23 protein-coding genes are annotated in these 20,856 nt (G+C 70.4%); 7 read left to right on the top strand and 16 right to left on the bottom strand.

From position 1 onward, the window contains the following. Positions 1-155: 155 nt before the first annotated feature. Entirely contained in the window at positions 156-665 is a 510-nt protein-coding gene (locus ACIBJG_RS20630) for a peptidoglycan-binding domain-containing protein (protein ID WP_399309127.1), read from the top strand. Positions 666-790: 125 nt separating this feature from the next. Here ACIBJG_RS20630 and ACIBJG_RS20625 read toward each other — a convergent pair whose 3' ends face one another. Further along, the gene (locus ACIBJG_RS20625; RefSeq protein WP_399309125.1) at positions 791-1,270 is read right to left on the bottom strand and encodes a cytidine deaminase family protein; all 480 of its coding nucleotides are present in this window, start codon (positions 1,268-1,270) and stop codon (positions 791-793) included. A 254-nt stretch (positions 1,271-1,524) separates the two neighbouring features. Here ACIBJG_RS20625 and ACIBJG_RS20620 point away from each other — a divergent pair, with 254 nt between their 5' ends. Beyond that, positions 1,525-3,219: a cellulase family glycosylhydrolase gene (locus ACIBJG_RS20620; RefSeq protein WP_399309124.1), complete on the top strand. Its 1,695-nt coding sequence runs from the start codon at positions 1,525-1,527 to the stop codon at positions 3,217-3,219. A gap of 72 nt (positions 3,220-3,291) precedes the next feature. On the opposite strand, the gene ACIBJG_RS20615 is transcribed toward ACIBJG_RS20620, so the two are convergent. From ACIBJG_RS20615 to ACIBJG_RS20580, 8 genes are all read right to left on the bottom strand, one after another. Continuing rightward, positions 3,292-3,915, bottom strand: coding sequence for a dihydrofolate reductase family protein (locus ACIBJG_RS20615; RefSeq protein ID WP_399309122.1), 624 nt, complete (start codon positions 3,913-3,915; stop codon positions 3,292-3,294). 58 nt (positions 3,916-3,973) lie between these two features. Continuing rightward, positions 3,974-4,528, bottom strand: coding sequence for a hypothetical protein (locus tag ACIBJG_RS20610; RefSeq protein ID WP_399309120.1), 555 nt, complete (start codon positions 4,526-4,528; stop codon positions 3,974-3,976). Then, on the bottom strand, positions 4,497-4,754 hold the full coding sequence (locus ACIBJG_RS20605; protein WP_399309118.1) for a hypothetical protein: 258 nt from the start codon (positions 4,752-4,754) through the stop codon (positions 4,497-4,499). The genes ACIBJG_RS20610 and ACIBJG_RS20605 overlap by 32 nt, the downstream gene beginning before the upstream one ends. After that, positions 4,711-6,231 (bottom strand): hypothetical protein, encoded by a 1,521-nt coding sequence (locus ACIBJG_RS20600; RefSeq protein ID WP_399309116.1) that lies wholly within the window; start codon positions 6,229-6,231, stop codon positions 4,711-4,713. Before ACIBJG_RS20600 ends, ACIBJG_RS20605 begins: the two co-directional genes overlap by 44 nt. 14 nt (positions 6,232-6,245) lie before the next feature. Then, entirely contained in the window at positions 6,246-6,962 is a 717-nt protein-coding gene (locus tag ACIBJG_RS20595; protein ID WP_399309114.1) for an ATP-binding cassette domain-containing protein, read from the bottom strand. An 84-nt stretch (positions 6,963-7,046) separates the two neighbouring features. After that, the gene (locus tag ACIBJG_RS20590; RefSeq protein ID WP_399309112.1) at positions 7,047-7,379 is read right to left on the bottom strand and encodes a hypothetical protein; all 333 of its coding nucleotides are present in this window, start codon (positions 7,377-7,379) and stop codon (positions 7,047-7,049) included. Positions 7,380-7,462: 83 nt separating this feature from the next. Continuing rightward, positions 7,463-7,963 (bottom strand): helix-turn-helix transcriptional regulator, encoded by a 501-nt coding sequence (locus tag ACIBJG_RS20585; RefSeq protein ID WP_399309110.1) that lies wholly within the window; start codon positions 7,961-7,963, stop codon positions 7,463-7,465. Between the two features lie 314 nt (positions 7,964-8,277). Then, a complete protein-coding gene (locus ACIBJG_RS20580; protein ID WP_399309372.1) occupies positions 8,278-8,931 on the bottom strand; it encodes a TetR family transcriptional regulator in 654 nt (217 codons plus the stop codon). Between the two features lie 61 nt (positions 8,932-8,992). Between ACIBJG_RS20580 and ACIBJG_RS20575 the strand changes: the two genes are divergently transcribed. The 3 genes from ACIBJG_RS20575 (at position 8,993) to ACIBJG_RS20565 (ending at position 12,487) form a co-directional block, all read left to right on the top strand. Beyond that, positions 8,993-9,928 carry an oxidoreductase gene (locus ACIBJG_RS20575; RefSeq protein WP_399309108.1) on the top strand — a complete coding sequence of 312 codons (936 nt, stop codon included), beginning with the start codon at positions 8,993-8,995 and terminating at the stop codon, positions 9,926-9,928. Positions 9,929-10,039: 111 nt separating this feature from the next. Continuing rightward, on the top strand, positions 10,040-11,917 hold the full coding sequence (locus ACIBJG_RS20570) for a serine/threonine-protein kinase (protein WP_399309106.1): 1,878 nt from the start codon (positions 10,040-10,042) through the stop codon (positions 11,915-11,917). Positions 11,918-12,016: 99 nt separating this feature from the next. After that, positions 12,017-12,487, top strand: coding sequence for a GNAT family N-acetyltransferase (locus ACIBJG_RS20565; RefSeq protein WP_399309105.1), 471 nt, complete (start codon positions 12,017-12,019; stop codon positions 12,485-12,487). A gap of 7 nt (positions 12,488-12,494) precedes the next feature. Here ACIBJG_RS20565 and ACIBJG_RS20560 read toward each other — a convergent pair whose 3' ends face one another. The 4 genes from ACIBJG_RS20560 to ACIBJG_RS20545 form a co-directional block, all read right to left on the bottom strand. Then, positions 12,495-12,809: a hypothetical protein gene (locus ACIBJG_RS20560; RefSeq protein WP_399309103.1), complete on the bottom strand. Its 315-nt coding sequence runs from the start codon at positions 12,807-12,809 to the stop codon at positions 12,495-12,497. A gap of 62 nt (positions 12,810-12,871) precedes the next feature. Further along, positions 12,872-13,432 (bottom strand): hypothetical protein, encoded by a 561-nt coding sequence (locus tag ACIBJG_RS20555; RefSeq protein WP_399309101.1) that lies wholly within the window; start codon positions 13,430-13,432, stop codon positions 12,872-12,874. A gap of 55 nt (positions 13,433-13,487) precedes the next feature. Continuing rightward, positions 13,488-14,066, bottom strand: a complete 579-nt coding sequence (locus ACIBJG_RS20550) for a TetR family transcriptional regulator (RefSeq protein ID WP_399309099.1) — start codon at positions 14,064-14,066, stop codon at positions 13,488-13,490. Further along, complete coding sequence (locus tag ACIBJG_RS20545; protein WP_399309097.1) at positions 14,063-15,574, bottom strand: MFS transporter; 1,512 nt, start codon at positions 15,572-15,574, stop codon at positions 14,063-14,065. The genes ACIBJG_RS20550 and ACIBJG_RS20545 overlap by 4 nt, the downstream gene beginning before the upstream one ends. A 188-nt stretch (positions 15,575-15,762) precedes the next feature. Between ACIBJG_RS20545 and ACIBJG_RS20540 the strand changes: the two genes are divergently transcribed. Continuing rightward, the gene (locus ACIBJG_RS20540) at positions 15,763-16,065 is read left to right on the top strand and encodes a hypothetical protein (RefSeq protein ID WP_018517962.1); all 303 of its coding nucleotides are present in this window, start codon (positions 15,763-15,765) and stop codon (positions 16,063-16,065) included. 237 nt (positions 16,066-16,302) lie between these two features. Here ACIBJG_RS20540 and ACIBJG_RS20535 read toward each other — a convergent pair whose 3' ends face one another. Continuing rightward, positions 16,303-17,391, bottom strand: coding sequence for a DUF445 domain-containing protein (locus ACIBJG_RS20535; RefSeq protein WP_399309370.1), 1,089 nt, complete (start codon positions 17,389-17,391; stop codon positions 16,303-16,305). A gap of 440 nt (positions 17,392-17,831) precedes the next feature. Between ACIBJG_RS20535 and ACIBJG_RS20530 the strand changes: the two genes are divergently transcribed. Further along, the gene (locus tag ACIBJG_RS20530) at positions 17,832-19,079 is read left to right on the top strand and encodes an SGNH/GDSL hydrolase family protein (protein ID WP_399309095.1); all 1,248 of its coding nucleotides are present in this window, start codon (positions 17,832-17,834) and stop codon (positions 19,077-19,079) included. A 36-nt stretch (positions 19,080-19,115) separates the two neighbouring features. Here the strand turns inward: ACIBJG_RS20530 and ACIBJG_RS20525 are convergent, their stop codons facing one another. Together ACIBJG_RS20525 and ACIBJG_RS20520 are read right to left on the bottom strand one after the other, a co-directional pair. Beyond that, positions 19,116-19,802 (bottom strand): DUF1707 domain-containing protein, encoded by a 687-nt coding sequence (locus ACIBJG_RS20525; RefSeq protein ID WP_399309368.1) that lies wholly within the window; start codon positions 19,800-19,802, stop codon positions 19,116-19,118. A gap of 53 nt (positions 19,803-19,855) precedes the next feature. After that, positions 19,856-20,836, bottom strand: coding sequence for an ATP-binding cassette domain-containing protein (locus tag ACIBJG_RS20520; protein ID WP_399309366.1), 981 nt, complete (start codon positions 20,834-20,836; stop codon positions 19,856-19,858). Positions 20,837-20,856 lie beyond the last annotated feature (20 nt).

The following is a 20,856-nucleotide window of genomic DNA, read 5'->3' as shown; positions in this document are numbered from 1 at the left end:
CCCTCCCCCGATGCGGCGCCGACCTGAAGCTGTGGAGCTGTGCACTACCGACAAAGACTCCTGCACGGATGACGTAACCCGGAGCCCTCGATGAGCCTACGTTCCTTGAGCGAGGCAGTAACCGAGATGACGTCACCGACCAGAAGGATGGCATCGTGCAACGAGTATCCACAACGCTCCGTATGCGGATCGGAGTGCTGGGGACCCTCTCCCTCCTCTTCGCCGCCGGCCTGACGGCCAGTCCGATGATGACTGCGCCGGCCCACGCCGCGTACGGCCCGTGCAACACCACGGTGAAGCGCACCGACGGGGTGGCCATCAACAACTACTACAGGGTTCCCGCGCGCACCGGTAACGGCCTGAACTGCTCCATGCAATGGCAGACGGGCAGCACGAACGCGGTGAAGGCGCTGCAGAAGGCCGTCATTCACTGCTACGGCGACACCTATGCCGCAAAGCAGATCCGCGCCTCCGGAGGGGTGGACGGGGTCTACGGGACCGGCACGGTGAATGCCGTTCGGTGGCTCCAGGCCAACCGTCTCGGCGTGAGCGCCGACGGCGTCTACGGACCGGCGACCCGTCGGGCGATGCTGTGGCCGGACTACTACCGCGACCCCGACAACGGGGACGTCGACTTCGTCATGTGCTACAACCCGCCGTTCTAGTCACGACACGACAGCGTCCCTGCCGACGCCGGCCTCCGACGCGGAGGCCGGCGCCGGCATGCGTGTCCGCCCCTGCGCTGCGGGCGGCGAACGGCCCTCGTCTCCTGAACCGGGGGAGGTGGTGTTCACGTCGCCGAGTGGTCGTCGTCCTCGGCGACGACGGTGGGTTCCTGGGCGAGGGACTGCGCCCCGCCCTCGATGGTCCACCCGGCGGCGAGCGGCATGAGGTCCTTGATCCGGACGCTCCTCAGGCCGTCCGGCGTGGGGAGGATGACGCGGATGCCCGGATGGTAGTCGAAAAGCACCTGGCGGTCCCGGCCGCACGGGTCGAAGACGCCCCGCTCGAAGTTGCCCACCGCAACGATCGTCGTGAGCTCCCTGGCGCCGGACGCGCGGGCATGCCCCAGGGCGACGAGTTCGGCGCACGGGCCGCCGGTGAAGTGGTAGACGTTGATGCCGCCGTAGATCTTTCCGTCGGCTCCGCGCACGGCGGCGCCCATGGTGTGAGCCCCCTCCTCACCATCGGTGTTCGCATCGACAATACGCTTGGCGAAGGCGATGAGCGCGAGGTCCTCGGATGTCAGCTCACGGCAGGGAATGTCCATGCGTGCATCGTAGGACGCGCCCGCATCCGCACCGCCGCCGCACCGTGCTCCACCGGGACAGGGGCGCCGACACATCTCACTCGTCGCAGAACCTCCGTCAGGCGGAGGTCCCGGCCACCGAATCCGTCCGATGTATTGACGTGCTCCTGACTGGATGGCTTCATGGGATCGCGCAAATATGGGAGCGCTCCCATGCAGCCGCGGAACGTCTGTCGATGCTCAGCTCTTGATCCCGCCCACCCCCTGGAGCCGCAGTGAGAACAGCAAGAAGCACGGCGAAGAACCCAGCGCGCACGCGTCCCGTCACCGTCCTCCTGACCACCCTCGTCACCCTCCTCGGGCTCCTCGCCCTCGGCGGCCTCGCCCCGGCGCAGGCCGCCACCGCCACCCCCGCCACCGCCACCCCCGCCGCCGCCGCGACCGGGCTGCACATCAGCGACGGGCGGCTCGTCGAGGGCAACGGCAACGACTTCGTCATGCGCGGGGTCAACCACGCCCACACCTGGTACCCGAGCCAGACCCAGTCGCTGGCCGACATCAAGGCGACCGGCGCCAACACCGTGCGGGTCGTGCTATCCGACGGCTTCCGCTGGAGCAAGAACGGTCCCGACGACGTGGCCGCCGTCATCGCGCAGTGCAAGGCCAACCGGCTCATCTGCGTACTCGAGGTGCACGACACCACGGGCTACGGAGAGGACGCCGCCGCCGGCACGCTCGACCACGCCGCCGACTACTGGATCAGCCTGAAGGACGTCCTCGCCGGCCAGGAGGACTACGTCGTCATCAACATCGGCAACGAGCCCTGGGGCAACACCGATCCGGCCGGCTGGACCGCGCCCACGACCGCCGCGATCCAGAAGCTGCGCGCCGCCGGACTCGCGCACACGATCATGGTGGACGCGCCCAACTGGGGTCAGGACTGGCAGGGCGTCATGCGGGACAACGCCCAGGCCGTGTACGACGCCGACACCACCGGCAACCTGATCTTCTCGATCCACATGTACAGCGTCTACAACACCGCCCAGAAGGTCACCGACTACCTGAACGCCTTCGTGGGCGCCGGACTGCCGCTGGTCATCGGGGAGTTCGGGGGCCCTGCCGACCAGTACGGCGACCCGGACGAGGACACCATGATGGCCACCGCCGAGGAGCTGGGGCTCGGCTACATCGCCTGGTCCTGGAGCGGCAACACCGACCCGATCCTGGACCTGACGATCGGCTTCGACCCCACGCAGCTCAGCTCCTGGGGTGAGCGCATCTTCCACGGCGCCAACGGCATCGCCCAGACCTCCCGCGAGGCGACCGTCTACGGCGGCGCCTCCGCGGACACCGAGGCCCCGACCGCTCCGGGCGCCCCGACCGCCTCCGCGGTGACGGCCACCTCCGCCTTCCTGACCTGGACCGCGTCCTCGGACAACGTTGCCGTGGCGGGCTACGACGTCGTCCGCGTCAGCGGGACCTCGGAGACGGCCGTCGCCGCCTCCGCCACCAACAGCGTGTCCGTCACCGGCCTCACCGCCGACACCGCGTACACGTTCGCCGTGTACGCCCGCGACGCGGCCGGAAACCGTTCGGCGCGCTCGGCCACGGTGGGCGTCACCACGGACGAGGGCGGCACCACGCCCGACACCGGCTGCTCCGTCGGCTACCGCGTCGTCGGCGAGTGGCCGGGCGGCTTCCAGGGCGAGATCACCATTCGCAACACCGGCACCACCACCATCGACGGCTGGACGCTGGGCTTCTCCTTCGCCAACGGCCAGACCGTCACCAACATGTGGGGCGGAACCCCCACGCAGAGCGGCGGTTCGGTGAGCGTCGCCCCGGCGTCGTACACCTCCACGATCGCCGCGAACGGCTCGGTCACCGTCGGGTTCACCGGCGGGCAGAGCGGTACGAACGCGGCCCCGGCCGCCTTCACCCTCAGCGGCGCGACCTGCGCCGCCGCGTGAGGCGGAGCCCGGCGGCGTAACGCCGCAGCGATGTGACGCCGGCCGGTGGAGGCCATCGCCTCCGCCGGCCGGTCAGCCGTCGGTGACCGTGAGCCGGATGCTGGTCGTGACGCGCTCGTACGTGAGGAACACCGCCCCACTGTCGAGGACCTTGTGGTGCGCGAGCGTCCACTCGTCTGGGAGGAACGTGGCCTTGCGGGAGAAGAGCGGGATGCCTGACCCGATCGTCATGGGGCTCAACTTGATGATCAGCGTGCTGATCTCGGAGTACAGGGAGCCCGCCAGCTCGCCGCCGCCCACCAGCCAGATGTCCTTGCCCTCCTCCTGCTTCAACTCCCTTACCCGCTCGACCGGATCGGTGGCGATGATCTCCACGGCCGGGTCGGGGCTCTCACCCAGCGTCCGGGAGAAGACGATGTGCCGCAGATGCGGGTAGGCGTCGCTCACGCCGGCCTTGAGGCCGATCTCGTAGGAGCGGCGCCCCTCGACGACCGTGTCGAAGTGCGTGCCCTCCGCTGTGATCGAGAGCGCGGCGCGGGCCGGTCCCGGCAGGGTCTCCGGGTACTCGGCGATCATGTGCCCGACGTAGTCCTCCGGGATCGGCCAGAACCCGTCCGGTCCGGTGGGGTCGGCGCCGTCCGGACCGGCGATGAAGCCGTCGAGAGTGGAGGCTATGTAGTAGACGAGATTGCGCACGCAGGGCCTTTCGTCGCTGGTCGGCCGCCGCCGGACGGGCGGTCCTCGGCAGCCATGATCAAACAGGCCCCTCGTCCGCGCAACGGGAATCGCGGATACCGCAGGAGCGGAGATCGCGGACGCTGCGCCACAGCGCCCGGCCGTCGCCGAAGAAGGGCAGGAGGAGCGCGAGATGGGCCAAGTACCACCAGGCCAGGGGCCGGTCGAGGCCGGAGAGCCACAGGACGGCGCCCACCACCGCGCAGGCCAACGGCCCCGCAAGAGCCACTGCCCCGGCCTGACGTGCCGTCATTTCCCCTTCCGGGATCACCGATGTGCGCCACGCGGTCCGCTCCAGCGCGATCCGCGTGACGGTGGGAATCCGCTTGAGGAGGACGACATGGGCCGACTCGTGCAGGGCGAACGGGACCACCAGCCCGAGGACGGCCGGCTTGACCAGCAGCACCCACGCCATCGTGGCCGGCACCGCGTCGCCGGAGCGCGCCCACCAGAACAGGGCCAGGGCCAGCAGGGCACCGGCGAACGCCAGCAGTGGCCACACCTGGGCGGCCACCGCCCAGGCGACGGCCCGGACCTTCAGGTCAGCTGCCCGACCCGCTGAGGAGCTCCTCACGGCGCTGCTTCAACCCCCGGTAGATGGTCTGGATCATCACCAGGACGCCGGTGATCACGAGGAACAGGACGATGAGCGGGATCGGGTTCTCGACCCCGGTGGTGATGCCCAGTGCCCCGTCGTCCTTCTTCACGGTCTGGAACATCATCGAGCCGAAGAACACCTTCCGGTCGACGATCTCGTCAGTGCCCGTGGAGAACATGAGCGTGAGCAGGGTCGCCGCCACGATGCCCAGTGTCAGCAGTGCGGCCCCTACGGCGGACGTCACTACCGACCGTGCCTTGAACATTCCTTCTCCTCGACTCGCTTGCGTGGATTCCTTGAACCGCGTACCAGACGAACGCGATGGCTGCCCCGGTGAGGCAGACCACCACCGCCCAGGGCGGGAGACTGAGCAGTCCCAGTCCGATCAGTGACAGGCCCAGGACGATGAGGACCACGGACAGCCCCAGGAAGACGGAGAACGGGTTGTCCTTCTCCGCCGGGAACACGATGCTGATGCACGTGGTCATGGCCGCTCCGCCCAGGCAGGACGCCAGAGCCACCGCGCCGGCGGCGGTCCGCTCCGGGTAGATCGCGACGGTGAGCGCGAAAGCCGGTACGGCGAACACCGCGAGCAGGACCACCTGCGCCCTGATGAGCCGGGCGTAGACCCGCCAGGCCGAGTCCTGCACCCCGGGCAGCATGCGGAGCTGCTGGGTGGCGGTGAACTGGTACAGCCCGCCGAAGGACAGGGCCGCGAGCCCCCACAGGGGGTGCACCGACGGCTTGACCACCAGGTAGACGAACACGGCCAGGGCCATCGCGGCGGCGGCCACGGTCTGCGCGCTGCGCAGCAGGCACCAGTCGTACGGCCCGAGGACGCCCCGCAGCCGGACGCTTCCGGGGAGCTTCAGATAACGGGACTGGCGTACGTGCTGGTTGGGGGCGAGCGCGAAGGTCAGGGCGACGAGCACGGCGGACAGGGCCACGGCGGCGGCCGACGTCAGCAGGGGACCGAGTTCGTGCCAGGCCCAGGACACCGACGTGACCCAGGTGTACTCGGTCCGCTTGTTCAGGTACGCACCGGAGATGTCCTGGATCATCGGGGTCATCCGCGCCGAGTAGTACGCCAGCACGGCGAACAGGGCGAGCGCGTTGAGGACGCCCGCCATCCGGCTGAGGCCGATCAGCATCCACAGCCGGGTCAGCACCTGGTACAGGACGGACAGCGTCAGGTAGGTCAGGACGGTGGGGACGATGATCGCGGTGGTGATGTATCCGGCGGCGGACGGGCCGAGGAGGATCAGCGCGCTCACGGCGAGGGAGACGAGTCCGGCGGCGGCCACCGTGGCGGTCATCGCCGCTTCGTACATGAGGAACGCGGTCGCACGCTCCCTGTTGGTGACCGGCAGCTGGTAGCTGAGCCGGAGCATTCCTTCGGCGTTGATGAACAACACCTTCACCAGCAGGAAGGCGATCTGCACCCACAGCAGGAGGGACACCGTCGCGGTGTCGAACAGCAGCCGCCACACGCCGGCTTCGCCGGCCAGGGGGCGCAGGAAGAAGTAGGAGCCGGTACACATCGCGCCGAGCAGCACCACGGCCGCCACCGCGACGAACACGCGGACCGGGGCGGACTTCAGGACGCCGACCCGCAGCACCCGGCGGCTGAAGAAGACCAGGAGCATCCGGGCCAGGACGGCGGAATGCCCCAGCCTCACCCCCGCCATCCCCTTCACCGTTCCGCCGTTTCGAGATAGTCGAACACCATGGCGGCCACGGACCCGTGCTCTTCCACCAGGTCCTTCGTCGGCTCGTCGCAGACCAGGAAGCCCAGGTCGAGGAAGAGCGTCCGGTCCGCCAGGCGCTCCAGCACGGCGAAGTCGTGCGTGCACAGCAGGATCGAGCGGCCCTCGTCGCGGACCCGCCGGAATTCCTCCTCCGCGAGGTGCAGCGCTTCGAGGTCGATGCCGTTGAGGGTCTCGTCGATGACGGTCAGCGGCGGCCGGATGACGAGCGAGGAGACCAACTGCGTCTTCTTGCGCATGCCGTGCGAGTAGTCCTCGATGAGGTCGTCGTAGCGGCCCCCCATGGAGAACTTGCGGAACAGGGCGATGGCTTCGTCGTGGTCGACCTCGACGTCGAACAGTTTGCCCATCATCGAGACGTATTCGCGGGCGGTGAGGAACTCGGGAAGGTAGTCGTTGCTGGACAGATACATGCCCAGCCGCTTCGCCTCGGACCGGGCGTGTTCGTGGCCGCCGACGAGAATGGTCCCGGTCTGCAGGCGCACCAGATCGAAGATGTTTCTGATCAGCGTGGACTTGCCGGATCCGTTCGGCCCGACGAGACCGACGATCGTGCCTTCCTCGACCGTGAAGGACACGTCCAACAGGACGTTGACAATGCCGTCATAGGAATAGCTGACGTCGTTGACATTCAGGAGAGACACTATCGCGTTGATCCTTTACCGAGTCCGTGGAACCAGGGCGGTGCCCAGGAAGCCGGAGCTTCCTGGGCACCTTGCGTCAGGCGACTACTTGCACTCGGCGCTGACCTTCAGACCGAAGTTCTTGAAGGACCAGGAGCCGCTGAACTTCTTGTGCTGCTTCACCACACACCAGACGACCAGGCCGGCGAAGATGCTGGCGCCCAGACCGAGCACGACAGCGGTGAAGATCAGGAACCAGGCGTCGTACCGGACGAGGCCCTTGTCGACCTTCGACTTGATGGACGCGAGGGCGCGCTCGGGCGCCGTGGTCGCCGCCACGTACGCGCTGATCGACGCGGACGTGTAGGCGCTGACGGCCTTCGCCTCCACCGGCTCGACGGAGGTGACGGATTCCCGGACCAGAGTTGATGCAGACACGGTTGTTCTCCCCTGTGATTGATATCGACCTGGCGAAAGGTGTCATGCACAAAACGGAGGACGCTAGTGTCCCTAAGGGCACCTCAGTGGCACCGTGCCGCACATTTCCGGTAGGTCGCTATCACGGCCGCTTCCGCCCGTGAGGAGATCGCCAGCTTGATGAAAACGCTGGTGACATGCTTCTTGACGGTTCTTTCGGCCACGCACCAACGGCCCGCTATGGCGTTGTTGGACAGGCAGTCGCCCAACGCGACGAGGACTTCGTGTTCCCGTGCGGTCAGGAGCGAAAGATCCGCATTCCGCACCCATGGCGGCACGTTGCAGCCATGACCCGTCTCGTGATCGTCGCGGGAGTGCGGTGTGTGTGGCGCGTGCGGTGCGTGCGGTGTGTGTGGCGCGTGCGGTGTGTGCGGTGTGTGTGGCGCGTGCGGTGTGTGCGGTGTGTGCGGTGTGTGCGGTGTGTGTGGCGCGTGCGGCGCGCTTGCCGTGATGGGCGTGTCCGGTGCGTTCGCCGCGTCTGGCGTGGTCGGCGTACCCGGTGTGTCAGGCGTACCGGGCCTGTTCGGTGGCAGTTGCAAAGCCATTCCCCCGTGCCGGCGGGCGGTCACCCGCGCGATCGATTCGATGGCGGCCGAGGAGGCTGGTCAGGCCTCCGGTCGCAAACCGCGACCGTAAGCGTCGCGTAAACATCGGGTCAAGGAATGGTGACGGAGTGACGGTGATGCAAACCGATGACTTTCAGCCCCGCGGCTCCTCGAAAACCTTCGAGACCTCCGAGACCTCGCTGATCCGAAGACCTCGACCCACCGCATCGACAAGAACAAGCCATTCTCCGATTCCCGGGCCCCGGCACGCGGGAGGCCGAGACCCGGGACGGACGCGTCCGGGCCGGAGACGGTCAGGCGGGCCCGCGCCGCGCGATCGTGGCGGCGTCCAGCGCCGGGGCGATCACCGCGAAAGCGCGGTCGAGCAGGTCGGCCGGGGACTCGGCACCGTCACCGGCACTCCATCGGTGCAGTACGGCGTCGAACGCGTTGAGCGCCATACCCGCCGCCATCCGCGGATAAAAATCGGTGTCGGGGTCGGCGTCGACCCCCGGACGCCGCGCCACCTCCAGCGCCAGGTCGTCCCGCCACTGCGCCTGCCGCTCCAGGAAGCGCCCGAGCAGGGCAGGGGTCCGCAGGATCAGCTGTACGACGCGCAGCGCCCGGTCCCCGTGGTCGGCGCACTCGCCGAGGGGGACCCATACGGCATGGAGCAGTGCGACGGACGGCGGCTCCCCGGCGGGGCGCGCGGCCAGTTCGGCGCGGATGCCGGTGCCCATGTCGGCCAGGAACTGGACGACCACGTCCTCTTTGGACGCGAAGTAGCGGAAGAAGGTCCGCTTGGACACGCCTGCGGCCGTCACGATCTCGTCGATCGTGACGGCGTCGAAACCCTTGAGCGCCAGCAACTGCAGTGCCGATTCGGTCAGTTCGTCGGACACGAGCTGGCGCTTGCGCTGGGCCATGGTCACTTCGGGGCGACTGCTCACTCCTGCACGGTACTCCATGCCCTCTGTGGCATCGAGTGCCATATTGACGCTTGATGTCATCAGGGGCAGCCTGTGCCGTATGACACAGCAGCAGGGCTGGACCTCCGAGCAGATCCCGGACCAGACCGGGCGCGTGTTCGTCGTGACCGGAGCCAACAGCGGCCTCGGGCTGGCCACCACCCGGGCGCTCGCCCGCCGGGGCGGGCACGTGATCCTCGCCGTACGCGACGAGTACAAGGGCCGTCGCGCGGTCGCGGAGATCACCGCCGGGCAGCCGGACGCGCGTCTTGAGGCGCGCCACCTCGATCTGGCCGACCTCGACTCCGTACGGGACTTCGCCGACCGGCTGCACTCCGACCACCCCCGGCTGGACGTGCTCGTCAACAACGCCGGTGTGATGGCACCGCCCCGTTCCCTGAGCCCGCAGGGGCACGAATCGCAGTTCGCGACCAACCATCTCGGCCACTTCGCCCTCACCGGACGGCTGTTGGACCTCCTGACGGCGGGGGCCGATCCCCGGGTCGTCACGGTGAGTTCGGCCAACCACCGCAAGGCCCGGCTCTTCTTCGACGACATCACGGGCGAACACCGGTACGCGCCGATGGGCTTCTACAACCAGTCCAAGCTCGCCAACGCCGTCTTCGGCCACGAGCTCCACCGCCGGCTGACCGCGTCCGGCAGCCCGGTGCGCAGCGTGCTCGCCCACCCCGGCTACGCCGCGACCAACCTGCAGTCCGACGGGCCCGTGGCCCTGGTCAGGCTGCTGTTCGGCCGCGTCCTCTCCCCGCTGTCCCAGACCCCGGACCAGGGCGCCCTGCCACAGCTGTACGCGGCGACCGACCCGGGCACGGAGGGCGGCGCGTTCATCGGTCCGGGCGGCATGGGGGAACTGCGCGGCGCACCGACGCGGGTGGAGTTGTCAGCCGGGGCGGCGGACGCCGCGACGGGGAGGCGGCTGTGGGAGTTGTCGGAGGAGGCCACGGGCGTGCGGTTCGCGTTCCCCACCTCCGTCTGACGACGCGGACCGGCGTTCATCACCGGGAGCGCGCGCGAACGGCGGCAGGGAGCCCGGATTTGGATAGGGTGCCGTGTCGACAACAGCGTTCTCCGGGGGAGTCACGAGTTCATGAGCGGTCAGCAGCCACAGCGGGGCAGCGCGTCCCAGGTCTTCCAGCCACTGGCGGGTGACGACCCCGCCACCATCGCCGGGTACCGGCTCGCCGCCAAGCTCGGCGCCGGCGGCATGGGCAAGGTGTACCTGTCGTACACGCCCGGCGGACGGCCCGTCGCCATCAAGGTGATCCGGCCCGAGTTCGGCGAGGATCCCGAATTCCGGCGGCGGTTCGCGCAGGAGGTGAAGTCCGCGCAGCGTGTGCAGGGGCTGTTCACCGCGCCCGTCATCGACGCCGACACCGACGGTGCGCAGCCGTGGCTCGCCACCGCGTACGTGCCGGGGCCCTCGCTCGCCGACGCGGTCATCGCGCACGGGGCGCTGCCGGTCGAGGCCGTGCTGCTGCTGATCGCCGGTATGGCGGAGGCGCTGCACGTCATCCACGGGGCGGGCATCGTGCACCGGGACCTCAAGCCGTCGAACGTACTGCTGGCGGCGGACGGGCCGCGCGTCATCGACTTCGGTATCGCGTACGCGGCCGACGCGACCTCGCTCACCGGCAGCGGCGTCACCATCGGCACCCCGTCGTTCATGGCCCCGGAGCAGGCCGCGGGGCGCCGGGTCACCGCGGCCACCGACATCTTCGCGCTCGGTCAGGTCGCGGCGTACGCGGCCACGGGGTCACCGGCCTTCGGTGAGGGGACCTCGCACGGGGTGCTCTACCGGATCGTCCACGAGGAGCCGGACCTCACCGGTGTCCCGGAGCGGCTGATGGAGCTCGTCAGCCGTTGCCTGGCCAAGGACGCGGAGGCCAGGCCCTCGGTCGCCGAGGTCATCGCGCTGTGCCAGACCGCGAACGCGGAGACGGTGCTGCGGCGCCCCGAGGACTGGCTGCCGAGTCCGGTCGCCGCCGACATCACCGTCCGGGCGGCCGCCCCGGCCCCGGTCCAGACGCCGCCGCCCCCGGCCGCCGCCCCCACCGTCGCCCCGTCGGTCGGCTATTCGCCGACGACACCGTCGGCCCCGAGCACGCCGCCCCCGGGGTACGGTCCGCCGGTCACGCCGCCGCCCGGCCAGTCACCGCAGGTTCCGCCGACCCCGGATCCGGTTCAGGGGCAGGGGCAGGCCGCGCATCCGACGCAGCCCGCCCAGCAGTACCAGCCGGCCCCTCAGCCGCAGACCCACGCCCCGACGCAGTTCCCCACCGCGTACCCGGCACAGGCCCAGACGTACCCCGGGCACCTTCCGCCGCAGGGGCCGGGCCCGGCGCCGCAGCCCGCGAAGGGCCGCGGCGGCAGGGTCGCCGGCATCGTCATCGCCGCCGCGCTCGTCCTCGGCATCGCGGGCGGCGGGACGGCGTACTTCCTACTCAAGGACGACGGGAAGACGTCGCGGAGCAGCGAGTCGCCCAAGGACAACAGCACGCCGAAGACGGGCAGTTCGTCACCGGGTGCGGACGAGGCGAGCGCGGGCACCTCGACCGATCCGAAGCCCTCAGCCAAGGCCGATCCGGAGCCCGCCGACTACCCCGGCATCAACCTCACCGCCGGTTACCACCTGACGTTGGGGGAGGAGGACGTCCGCCCCCAGGACGGCGAGGACAACGGGTACGAACTGTCCTACGACACCGGCGGATACCTCGACGCCGAGGCAGAGGGCGGGCGCCTCGCCCTGCTCGACCCGGGGCAGGAGGGGTCACTGGCCACCTGCCGCTCGGAGACCCGCTTCATGAGCAGCATCTACGTGGACAAGCTCTCCAAGGGGCGGCAGGTCTGCATCACGACGGGCACGGGGCACCTGGCGCTCCTGACGTACCAGGGCCACTCCCCGGAGGACTCGCCCAGTGAATACATGACGATCGACCTGACCGTCTGGCGCAACGCCACCGGCTGACCGGGCGGACGCGGGGCGGCAGTTGGGGTGAAGACCCGGCTGCCGCCCCTCACCGCGCCTCCCCGCCCCTACGCCACGCCGGAGAGGTACCTTGCGGGGATGTCCTCATCGCTCCGGCTCCTGCCGGTCACTTCCGACAACGTCGAAGCAGCCTGCGCCCTCACCGTCCGGCCCGACCAGAACGAGCTCGTGAAGCCCGTCGCCTGGTCGCTGGCCCAGGCCTACACGACCCCCGAGAGGGCGTGGCCGCGGCTGATCGCCGACGGCGGGACACTCGTGGGCTTCGTCATGGCCTTCCTCGACGTGCGGTTCAACCCCGCGGAGGCCGGTGACCCGCTCCGCTCCGGACTCTGGCGGCTGAACATCGCCGCCGCGGAACAGGGGCGCGGATACGGGCGGTTCGCCGTCGGGGCCGTCAACGACGAGCTCCGGCGGCGCGGGTGCGCACGGACGACCGTCACGTACGTGCCCGGCGCGCACGGACCCGCGGAGTTCTACCGCAAGCTCGGCTTCCGCCCGACCGGCGAGCTGAGCGGCGACCAGGTGGTCGCGGAGCTGGACCTGGCGTAAACACGCCCTAGCGGGGGCGGCGGGATCTCGCGCGGAGCGTGACCGCCGCCACGAGCGCCAGGACGACGACCAGCGCCACCGACCAGACCCCGGCCCGGCCTCCGTAGTCGTAGACCGCGGAGCCGAGGAACAGCACGACGGCGGGCACGAGTTGCAGAGCGAGCCAGAGGACGACCAGGCCGGCCGCCACCCGGACGACGAAGCCGATGCCCGGGTTTCTCCGGCTGTGGACCAGCGCCTCCAGGCGCGCGATCTCCGCGGTCATACGCTCCTGGGACTGTTCCAGGGCAGCCAGACGGTCCTCGGTCTCCGAATCGATCATGTTCACGACTCTAGGGGATGTCGTCGACCGGGCGGAATGCGGCTGGAGCTGCGCGACGGGCCTCAGCGGTAGTCCTCCGGGTGGCCCTGCATCCAGGTGTTGATGCGGTCGCGCGTGCCGACCAGGTCGTCGAAGTGCTTCTCCAGGTTGGCCGTCGAGCTGTCGTCGGCCACCTTCGCGTGCAGGATGCTCAGCCAGCGCAGGGGTTCCTTGAAGTGGTCCGGGCCGCCGCTCTGCGCCTTCATCGACTTGTCCAGGCCGGTCAGTTCCTCGTTCACCCGGCCCAGGAAGTAGCCGCAGTCGCCCGCGCCGGGGGTGCAGGTGTCGTCGAGCGTGGCCTGCAGGCCGGCGAAGGCGTCGCGCACTTCCTCCGGCCGGTTCATCCTCGCTCCCCGCTCCGCGTTCGCGTCGGCGGCCGACTCGGCCGCTTCCGACTCCTCGGCCTTGTCGGCCGCGACGGCCGCCGCCGACGCGTTCACCGACGGGGCCACGTCCGGGACATCGCCCCCGGGCCCCTGGGACGTGCTCGCCCCGGTGCAGCCGGCCAGGGCCGTCACCAGAGCGGCCGTCACCGCCAGTGCGGCGGTGGACGTGCGGACACGGTTACGAATGCGGAACGACATGTGAGGCCCCCCTCGTCGGATGGCCCAGACCATACCGCGCCGGGGCAGCCGTCGATCAGCCCGTGATCAGCTTCTGGAGCGCGGGCGCGTAGAGGTCGGCGATGCGTTCCGGGGTGGCGAGCGCGCCGGCGCCCTCGCGGTGGAGGCTGAGCGTCGCGCCGAGGCCCAGGAGGTGACCGGCCAGGAGTTCGGCGCGCAGGGCACGGTCGTGACCGGGGAGCCGGGCGGTCAGGGCGTCGGTGACCTGTTCGTGGAAGCGGGCGCGGAGCAGGGAGCGTTCGTCCTGGTTGCCGAGGGAGAAGACGACGCGCAGCAGCGGGTCCGACTTGAACGTGCGGCGATACGTCACCAACGTGACCACCATGTGGCGGCCCAGGACGTCCAGCGGGGCGTCGAAGAGTTCCGCGGCCGCCGGGCCGAAATCGGCCACGGTGTTGAAGAGCTCCTCCTTGCGGCCGAAGTGCTTGACCACGAGGGAGGGGCTCACACCCGCGTCCGCGGCGATCTTGCGGATCGTCACCTCGGCGTACGGGCGCTGGGTGAACGCACGTCGCGCGGCGAGCAGGATCGCGTCCCGGCCGCTGCCCGCCTCCGCGGGAACGGGGGCCGTCGCCGTGGCCCGGCCGCCGGTCATGCGCCCTCCTGGAGTTCTGCCGTCCGCACACCGCCCTCGCGGGTGTCCGGTGCCTTGCGGCTCGCCTCGACCGTACCCGCCCCGCCCGGCCCCCTGCCCGGCAGGCACAGCGTGACGGCCAGTGCCGCGAGTGCCGCGGCCGCCGCGATCACGAAGACCAACTGGTACGCGTGGAGCGTCGGAGCCGTTCTGCCGCCCGCCCGGAAGGTGATGTTGGCGAGGACGGCGGCGACCGTCGCGCTGCAGAAGGCCTGCCCGATCGACCGCATGAGCGTGTTCAGACCGTTCGCCGCGCCGGTCTCACTGGCCGGGACGCCACGCATCACGAGGGCGGGCAGCGCCGAGTACGCGATGGCCGTGCCCGAGGCGACGACCGTGGCGCCCGCGATGATCAGCCACAGGCTGTGACTGGTGAAGTACCGCACCCCGTAGCCGACCGCGATGATCCCGGCGGCCAGCGCCAGGCTGACCTTCGGGCCGTGCTTGGCGGATATCCGGGCCGAGACGGGCGACAGCGCCACCATCGCGACCCCGCCCGGCAGCAGGCACAGTCCGCTGACGACGAGCGAGGCGCCGAGCCCGTAACCCGTGGCCTTCGGCTCCTGCACCATCTGCGCGGTGACCAGGGAGTTCGCGTAGAACGCGAAGCCGATCAGCAGGGCGGCGATGTTGGTGAACAGGACGGCCGGACGCGCCGAGACCCGCAGGTCGACCATGGGGGTCGGCGCGCGGAGCTCGTACGCGCCCCAGAGCAGTGCCACGACCACAGCGGTCGCGAGCAGGCCGACCGTCCGGACCGAGCCCCAGCCCCAGTCGGCGCCCTGGGTGACCGCGAGCAGCAGGCAGACGAGGGCGGCGGACAGGCCCAGCGCGCCGACCGCGTCGAAGCGGCCGCGACTGCGCAGCGGGGATTCCGGTACGCAGCGCAGCACCAGCGCGATGTCGACGAGGCCGATCACGCCGGAGACCCAGAACATGGTGTGCCAGTCGAAGTTCTCCACGACGAGGGCGGCGACGGGCAGGCCGATGGCCGCACCGATCCCGAGGGTCGAGCTCATCAGGGCGACGGCGGACAGTACCCGCTCGGGCGGCAGTTCGTCACGCAGGATGCTGATGCCCAGCGGTACGACGGCGATCGCGGCCCCCTGCAGGGCGCGGCCGGTGATCAGTACCCCGATGTGGGAGCTGATCGCGCACAGCACCGAGCCCACGACCAGGACCGCGAGCGAGGCGACCAGCACCCGGCGTTTGCCGTACATGTCACCGACCCGGCCGAGGACCGGGGTGAAGACCGCGCCGGTGAGGAGCGTGACCGTGACCAGCCAGCTCGCGGCGGCCGGGGTGGCGCCGGTCAGTTCGGGGATGTGCGGGAGCAGCGGCACGACGATCGTCTGCATGACCGCGACGACGACCCCGCAGAAGGCCAGCACGCCGACGGCGAAGCGGGGGTGCGGGGCCCGGACGCCGGGGGGCGCGAGGGCGGGTGGGACCGGTATGTCCGCGGGCATGTGTCTCCGTACGCTGCTCGGTGGCCGGAAAACAAAGGGGTGCACAAGCGTTCACCCCCAGGGTAAACGCTTGTGCACCCCCTCGGCGACGGGACGCCGGAAGACCGCGTTAGCCTCGGAGCCGAGAGCCGGTACGGGCGATGCGCCGCGCGTACGGCGATACCTACGAGAAGGCTGAGGTGGCTGCGATGGCGAAGGTTCCGGCAGCGGCGGTAGCGGCGGGCGGACTGGTCGGCGGCTACGCCGTCGCCCGGTGGACCAGGAAGCGGCCGCTGGGCGGGGTCGCCCTCGCCGCCGCGGGAGGCGTCGCCGCGTACGAGTGGAACCGGCAGGCGGGCCCGCGCGCCGCAGTCGCCCTGACCACCGCCTACGTGGCCGCGTTCGCCGGGTCGCACCCGCTGGCGAAGAAGGTCGGCGCCTGGCCGGCGGTGTTCACCGTGGCAGGCACCGTGGCCGCCGCGTCGTGGGCCGTCACGCGTCGCGCCGCCTGAGCGGAACCTCTTCCGGCGCGGAACCTCTTCCTGAGCGGAATCCTTTCCGGTGCGGAATCTTTTCCGGCGCGGGATGAACGCGGGCGGCGCGGTCCGCGTACTGATGGGCACTCCCCCGCGTAACCCGGGTGCGTATCCGAACGAATCGACAGGGCGGATACGCACCCGGCCCCTCGGGAACAGCGTGGGCAGCGGGAACGGCGGAGGCAGCGTCCGCGACGGGGGCGGCCCTCGGCCTCAGGCCCCGAACGCGCGCGACACCGAATAGATCACCAGCCCCGCCAACGCACCCACCACCGTGCCGTTGATCCGGATGAACTGCAGGTCACGGCCGATGTGGGCCTCGATCTTCTTCGACGTCTGGTCCGCGTCCCAGCCGGCCACCGTGTCACTGATCAGCGACGTGATCTCCGCCCGGTACGTCGTCACGACGTACACCGCCGCGTCCTCCAGCCAGCCCTCCAGCTTCGCCTGGAGCCGCCCGTCCGTCGCCAGCCTGGCCCCCAGCGCCATCAGCGAGGCACGGGCCCGCAGCCGCAGCTCGCTCCGCTCGTCCTCCGCGGCCGCGATCACCATCTGCCGGACGGACGACCAGGCGGAGGCGATGACGTCCTGGACCTCGCCGCGCCCCAGGATCTCCGACTTCAGCCGCTCCACCCGGGCCCGTGTCTCCGAATCCGTCTGGAGATCGGCCGCGAAGTCCGTCAGGAACGTGTCGATCGAGCCTCGTGCCGGATGGCCCGGCATGTCGCGCATCTCGGTGAGGAACCGCAGCAGCTCCTTGTAGACCCGCTCACCCACCCGCTTGTCGACGAACCGCGGGGTCCAGCCCGGCGCACCGCCCTGCACCGCGTCCATCACCGAGTCGCCGTGCTGCACCAGCCAGTCGTGCGCCCGGACACAGACCAGGTCCACCACCTTGCGGTGGCCGCCGTCCGCGACGACCTTCTCCAGCATCTTGCCGAGGCCGGGGCCGACCTCCGCCGCGTTCGCCCGCCGGGTGATCGCCTCACCGACCACCGCCTGCACATCCGAGTCGCGGAGCACGGTCAGCGCACCCCGCAGCGCGGTCGACAGCTCGGCCGTGACCCGGTCCGCGTGCTCCGGCTCCGCGAGCCAGGCCCCCAGCCGGCCACCGATGGCCAGGGAGTGGATCCGGTCGCGCACGACCCCGCCCGACAGAAAGTTCTCGCCGACGAAGGAACCGAGGGAGGCCCCCAGCTGGTCCTTCTTGGTGGGAATGATGGCGGTGTGCGGAATCGGCAGACCGAGTGGACGCTTGAAGAGAGCAGTGACGGCGAACCAGTCGGCCAGCGCACCCACCATGCCCGCCTCGGCAGCTGCCGCGACGAAGCCCGGCCAGCCGCCCACCCCCTCGTTCTTCGCCCAGGTGGCGAGGACGTACACCAGCGCGACCAGCAGAAGGAGGCCGGTGGCCGTGGTCTTCATACGGCGTACGCCACGACGCTTCTCCTCATCGGCCGCGGTGTACGCGAACGAGGCGAGGGAGGCCGACGGGCGGGTGCCCGTCCGCCGCCCCGGCCCCTCCCCGGGGCCGCCCGCGCCGGTGTCCGCCGCGCCGGCCGCCGCATCCTCGGCCGTGCCTTCGATCCGTTCCATCCGCTCCACCCGTCCGCGTACCCGTCGCCCCCGGCGTCCCGTACGCATTGTGCCTACCTGACCTACTCCCGGGCCGCACGTCGAGTTCCCCCAGCCCTGCCGCATCATGGATCCGGCCCACGAACGAATGAGGAGACACACCGTCCATGCCCAGGCGCCAGGGGTACGCCCTGCTCATAGCCCTCGTGGTGGGCACCGCCGCGCTCGCCGCCGTCGTGGCGTTCGCCGGCTCCCTGCTGTTCTCCGGGCCGCCCCGGGTGAAGACGGTCGCCGCCCCCGGCCCGCAAGGTGTGACCCGGACCCCCGCCGCACCCGCGCACTCCACCGGCCTCTGGCTCGCCACCTGGGCCGCCGCCCCCGTCCGCGGGGAGACCGACCCGGAGCAGGGCACGGACCCCCGCCTGCGCACCATCCGTAACGTCGTGCACACCAGCATCGGCGGCGACGCGGCCCGCGTCACCCTGTCCAACCTCTTCGGTACGCATCCCCTGCTCATCGACCACGTCACCGTGAACACCCTCCCGGTGACGTTCCGCAGCGCCCCCTCGGTGACCGTGGCCGCCGGCGGGCAGATCGTCAGCGACCCCGTCGTCGTCCCGGTCACCGCCGACGCCGACCTCGTCGTCACCCTGCGCGCCCCCACCGCCCGGGGGCCGGTCACCCTCCACCCCAACAGCCACCAGACGTCCTCCACCGAGGACCCGCAGGGGACCAGGCGCACCACGGACTGGCGCTACCTCACCGCCGTCGACGTGCGGGGCGAGAGCGCCGCCGGGACACTCGTGGCGTTCGGCGACTCGCTCACCGCCGGAGCCGGCTCCACCACCGACGCCAACAGCCGCTGGCCCGACGTCCTCGCCGACCGGCTGGCCGGCCGGTACGCGGTGGTCAACCAGGGCATCGCCGGCAACCGCCTCCTGCGCGACGGCTCCGGCCCCCGCGCGCTGGACCGCTTCGAACGCGACGTCCTGGCCGTCACCGGGGCGAAGACCGTCGTCATCGCCCTCGGCATCAACGACATCCAGGCCTTCCCCCAACAGACGGACCCCGCACGGATCACGGACGCCCTGCGCTCCCTGACCGAGCGCGCCCACACCCGCGGGCTGCGGGTCATCGGCGCGACCCTGATGCCGTACGAGGGCCACCGCAACTGGACTCCCGCGCAGAACGCCGTACGCGCCCGGGTCAACAAGACGATCAGGGCCGGCGGGGTCTTCGACCAGGTCCTCGACTTCGACCGTGCGGCACGCGACCCGTCGCACCCGGACCGGCTGCTGCCCGGCTACGACTCCGGCGACCACCTCCACCTCAACGACACCGGCTACCGGCGCCTGGGCTCCCTGGCCGACGTGCCCGACCTGCTGCGCCCCCGGCCGTCGTCGAACGCGCTGTGAGGGATACGGGACGCTGAGACGGGGCCCGGGCCTGCCCTAACGCTCGCTGTCGCCCTTCTCCAGCCGCGGACGCTCCGCGTCACGCAGGCGCTGCTGCTCGGCGTCCCGCAACCGCTGCTTCTCCGCCTTGCTCCGCTTGTGCTCCACCCCGACGCCGCCCATCAGCGCGAAGCCGGTGACACGCACCCGGGGAGCATCCGGCGCCGGGATCCCGTCGTCCTTCGCGTGCTCCCCGAAACCACCCATGATGCCGATGCCTCGAACTTCGACGTTCAGCTCCGGCGGGACCGTCACCTGCATGCCGCCCATGATCGTGAAGCAGCGGATGACCACCTCGCGGTCCTCGAAGCTCGCCTCGCGCAGATCGATCTCGCCTCCGCCCCACATCGCGAACGCGGTGAACACCCGGCCGACCGTCCAGTGCCCCCGGCGGGAGAACCCGCCCCAGAACGCGAAGGCGCCCTTCGACGTCGCGGGCCTGCCGATCCGGTCCGACCAGCGCGCCATCGAACCCGTACGCGGCTGCCCCGCGGCCACCGGCGCCAACGCCGCACCACCGGGGGAAGGCAGATCGCGGACGAGCGGTTCGAGCTCACCGTGCGTACGGGCCTTGTAGGCGGCGTCGAGCCGTTGCTCGAACTCCTCCATCCGCAGCCGGCCCTCGGCCACCGCCTCGCGCAGAACCTCGGCGATCCGTTCACGTTCGGCGTCGGAGGCGCGCATATCCGGAAGTTCGCTTGTCATACCGTGCAGCCTATTGAACCCGTCCGCTCCCGTCACCGCGCCACAGGCCCGGCCGACGCGTACATCTTCGCGATCACGGCCTCGATGTCCGGTTCCCGCACCGAGAGGTCCATCAACGGATACTCCGCGGCGATCCGCGCCACCAGCGGCGCCGCCGACGCGGACGCCGGAAACGCCAGCCACTGCCGCACCCCCTCCACCTTCACCGTGCGCACCGAAGGCTCCGACTCCAGCCGGATCGGCGGCAGTTCACGCTCCAGATCCACCACGAGCGTCCGCTCGCTCTCCCCCACCTCATGCAGCCCGGCGAGCGCACCGTCGTACATCAGACGACCGTGATCGATCACCATCACCCGCTTGCACAGCTGCTCGATGTCGGTCAGATCGTGGGTCGTGAGCAGCACCGTCGTACCGCGCTCCGCGTTCAAGTCCCGCAGGAATCCACGAACCCTGGCCTTCGACACCACATCGAGACCGATCGTCGGCTCATCCAGGTACAACACCTCCGGATCATGGAGCAGCGCCGCCGCGATGTCACCGCGCATCCGCTGCCCCAACGACAACTGACGCACCGGCACATCCAACAGCTCGGCCAAGTCCAGGAGTTCGATACAGCGGTCCATGTTGGCGCGGAACCGGTCATCGGGAATCCGGTACATCCGGTGGACCAGCCGGTACGAGTCGCGCAGCGGCAGGTCCCACCACAGCGTCGTACGCTGCCCGAACACCACACCGATCCGCTGCGCCAGCCTCGTACGCTCCGGCGAGGGATCGACGCCCGCCACCCGCAGCGACCCGGCGCTCGGAGTGAGGATGCCGGTCAGCATCTTGATCGTCGTCGACTTCCCGGCCCCGTTCGGGCCGATGTAACCGACCATCTCACCCCGCCCCACCCGGAAACTGATCCCGTCGACGGCCCGCACCTCACGCCGTTCGCTGCGCAGGAACCCCGTCCTGCGGCGGACGTCGAAGACCTTCTCGACACCGTCGAGCTCGATGAAGTCCATACCCATACCCATGCCCGCCGCCTCTT

The sequence above is a fragment of the Streptomyces sp. NPDC050422 genome (assembly GCF_044458665.1).
Lineage (GTDB): Bacteria > Actinomycetota > Actinomycetes > Streptomycetales > Streptomycetaceae > Streptomyces.
The sequence above is the reverse complement of the archived record's forward strand: the minus strand, read 5'-3'. Positions and strand labels throughout refer to the sequence as shown.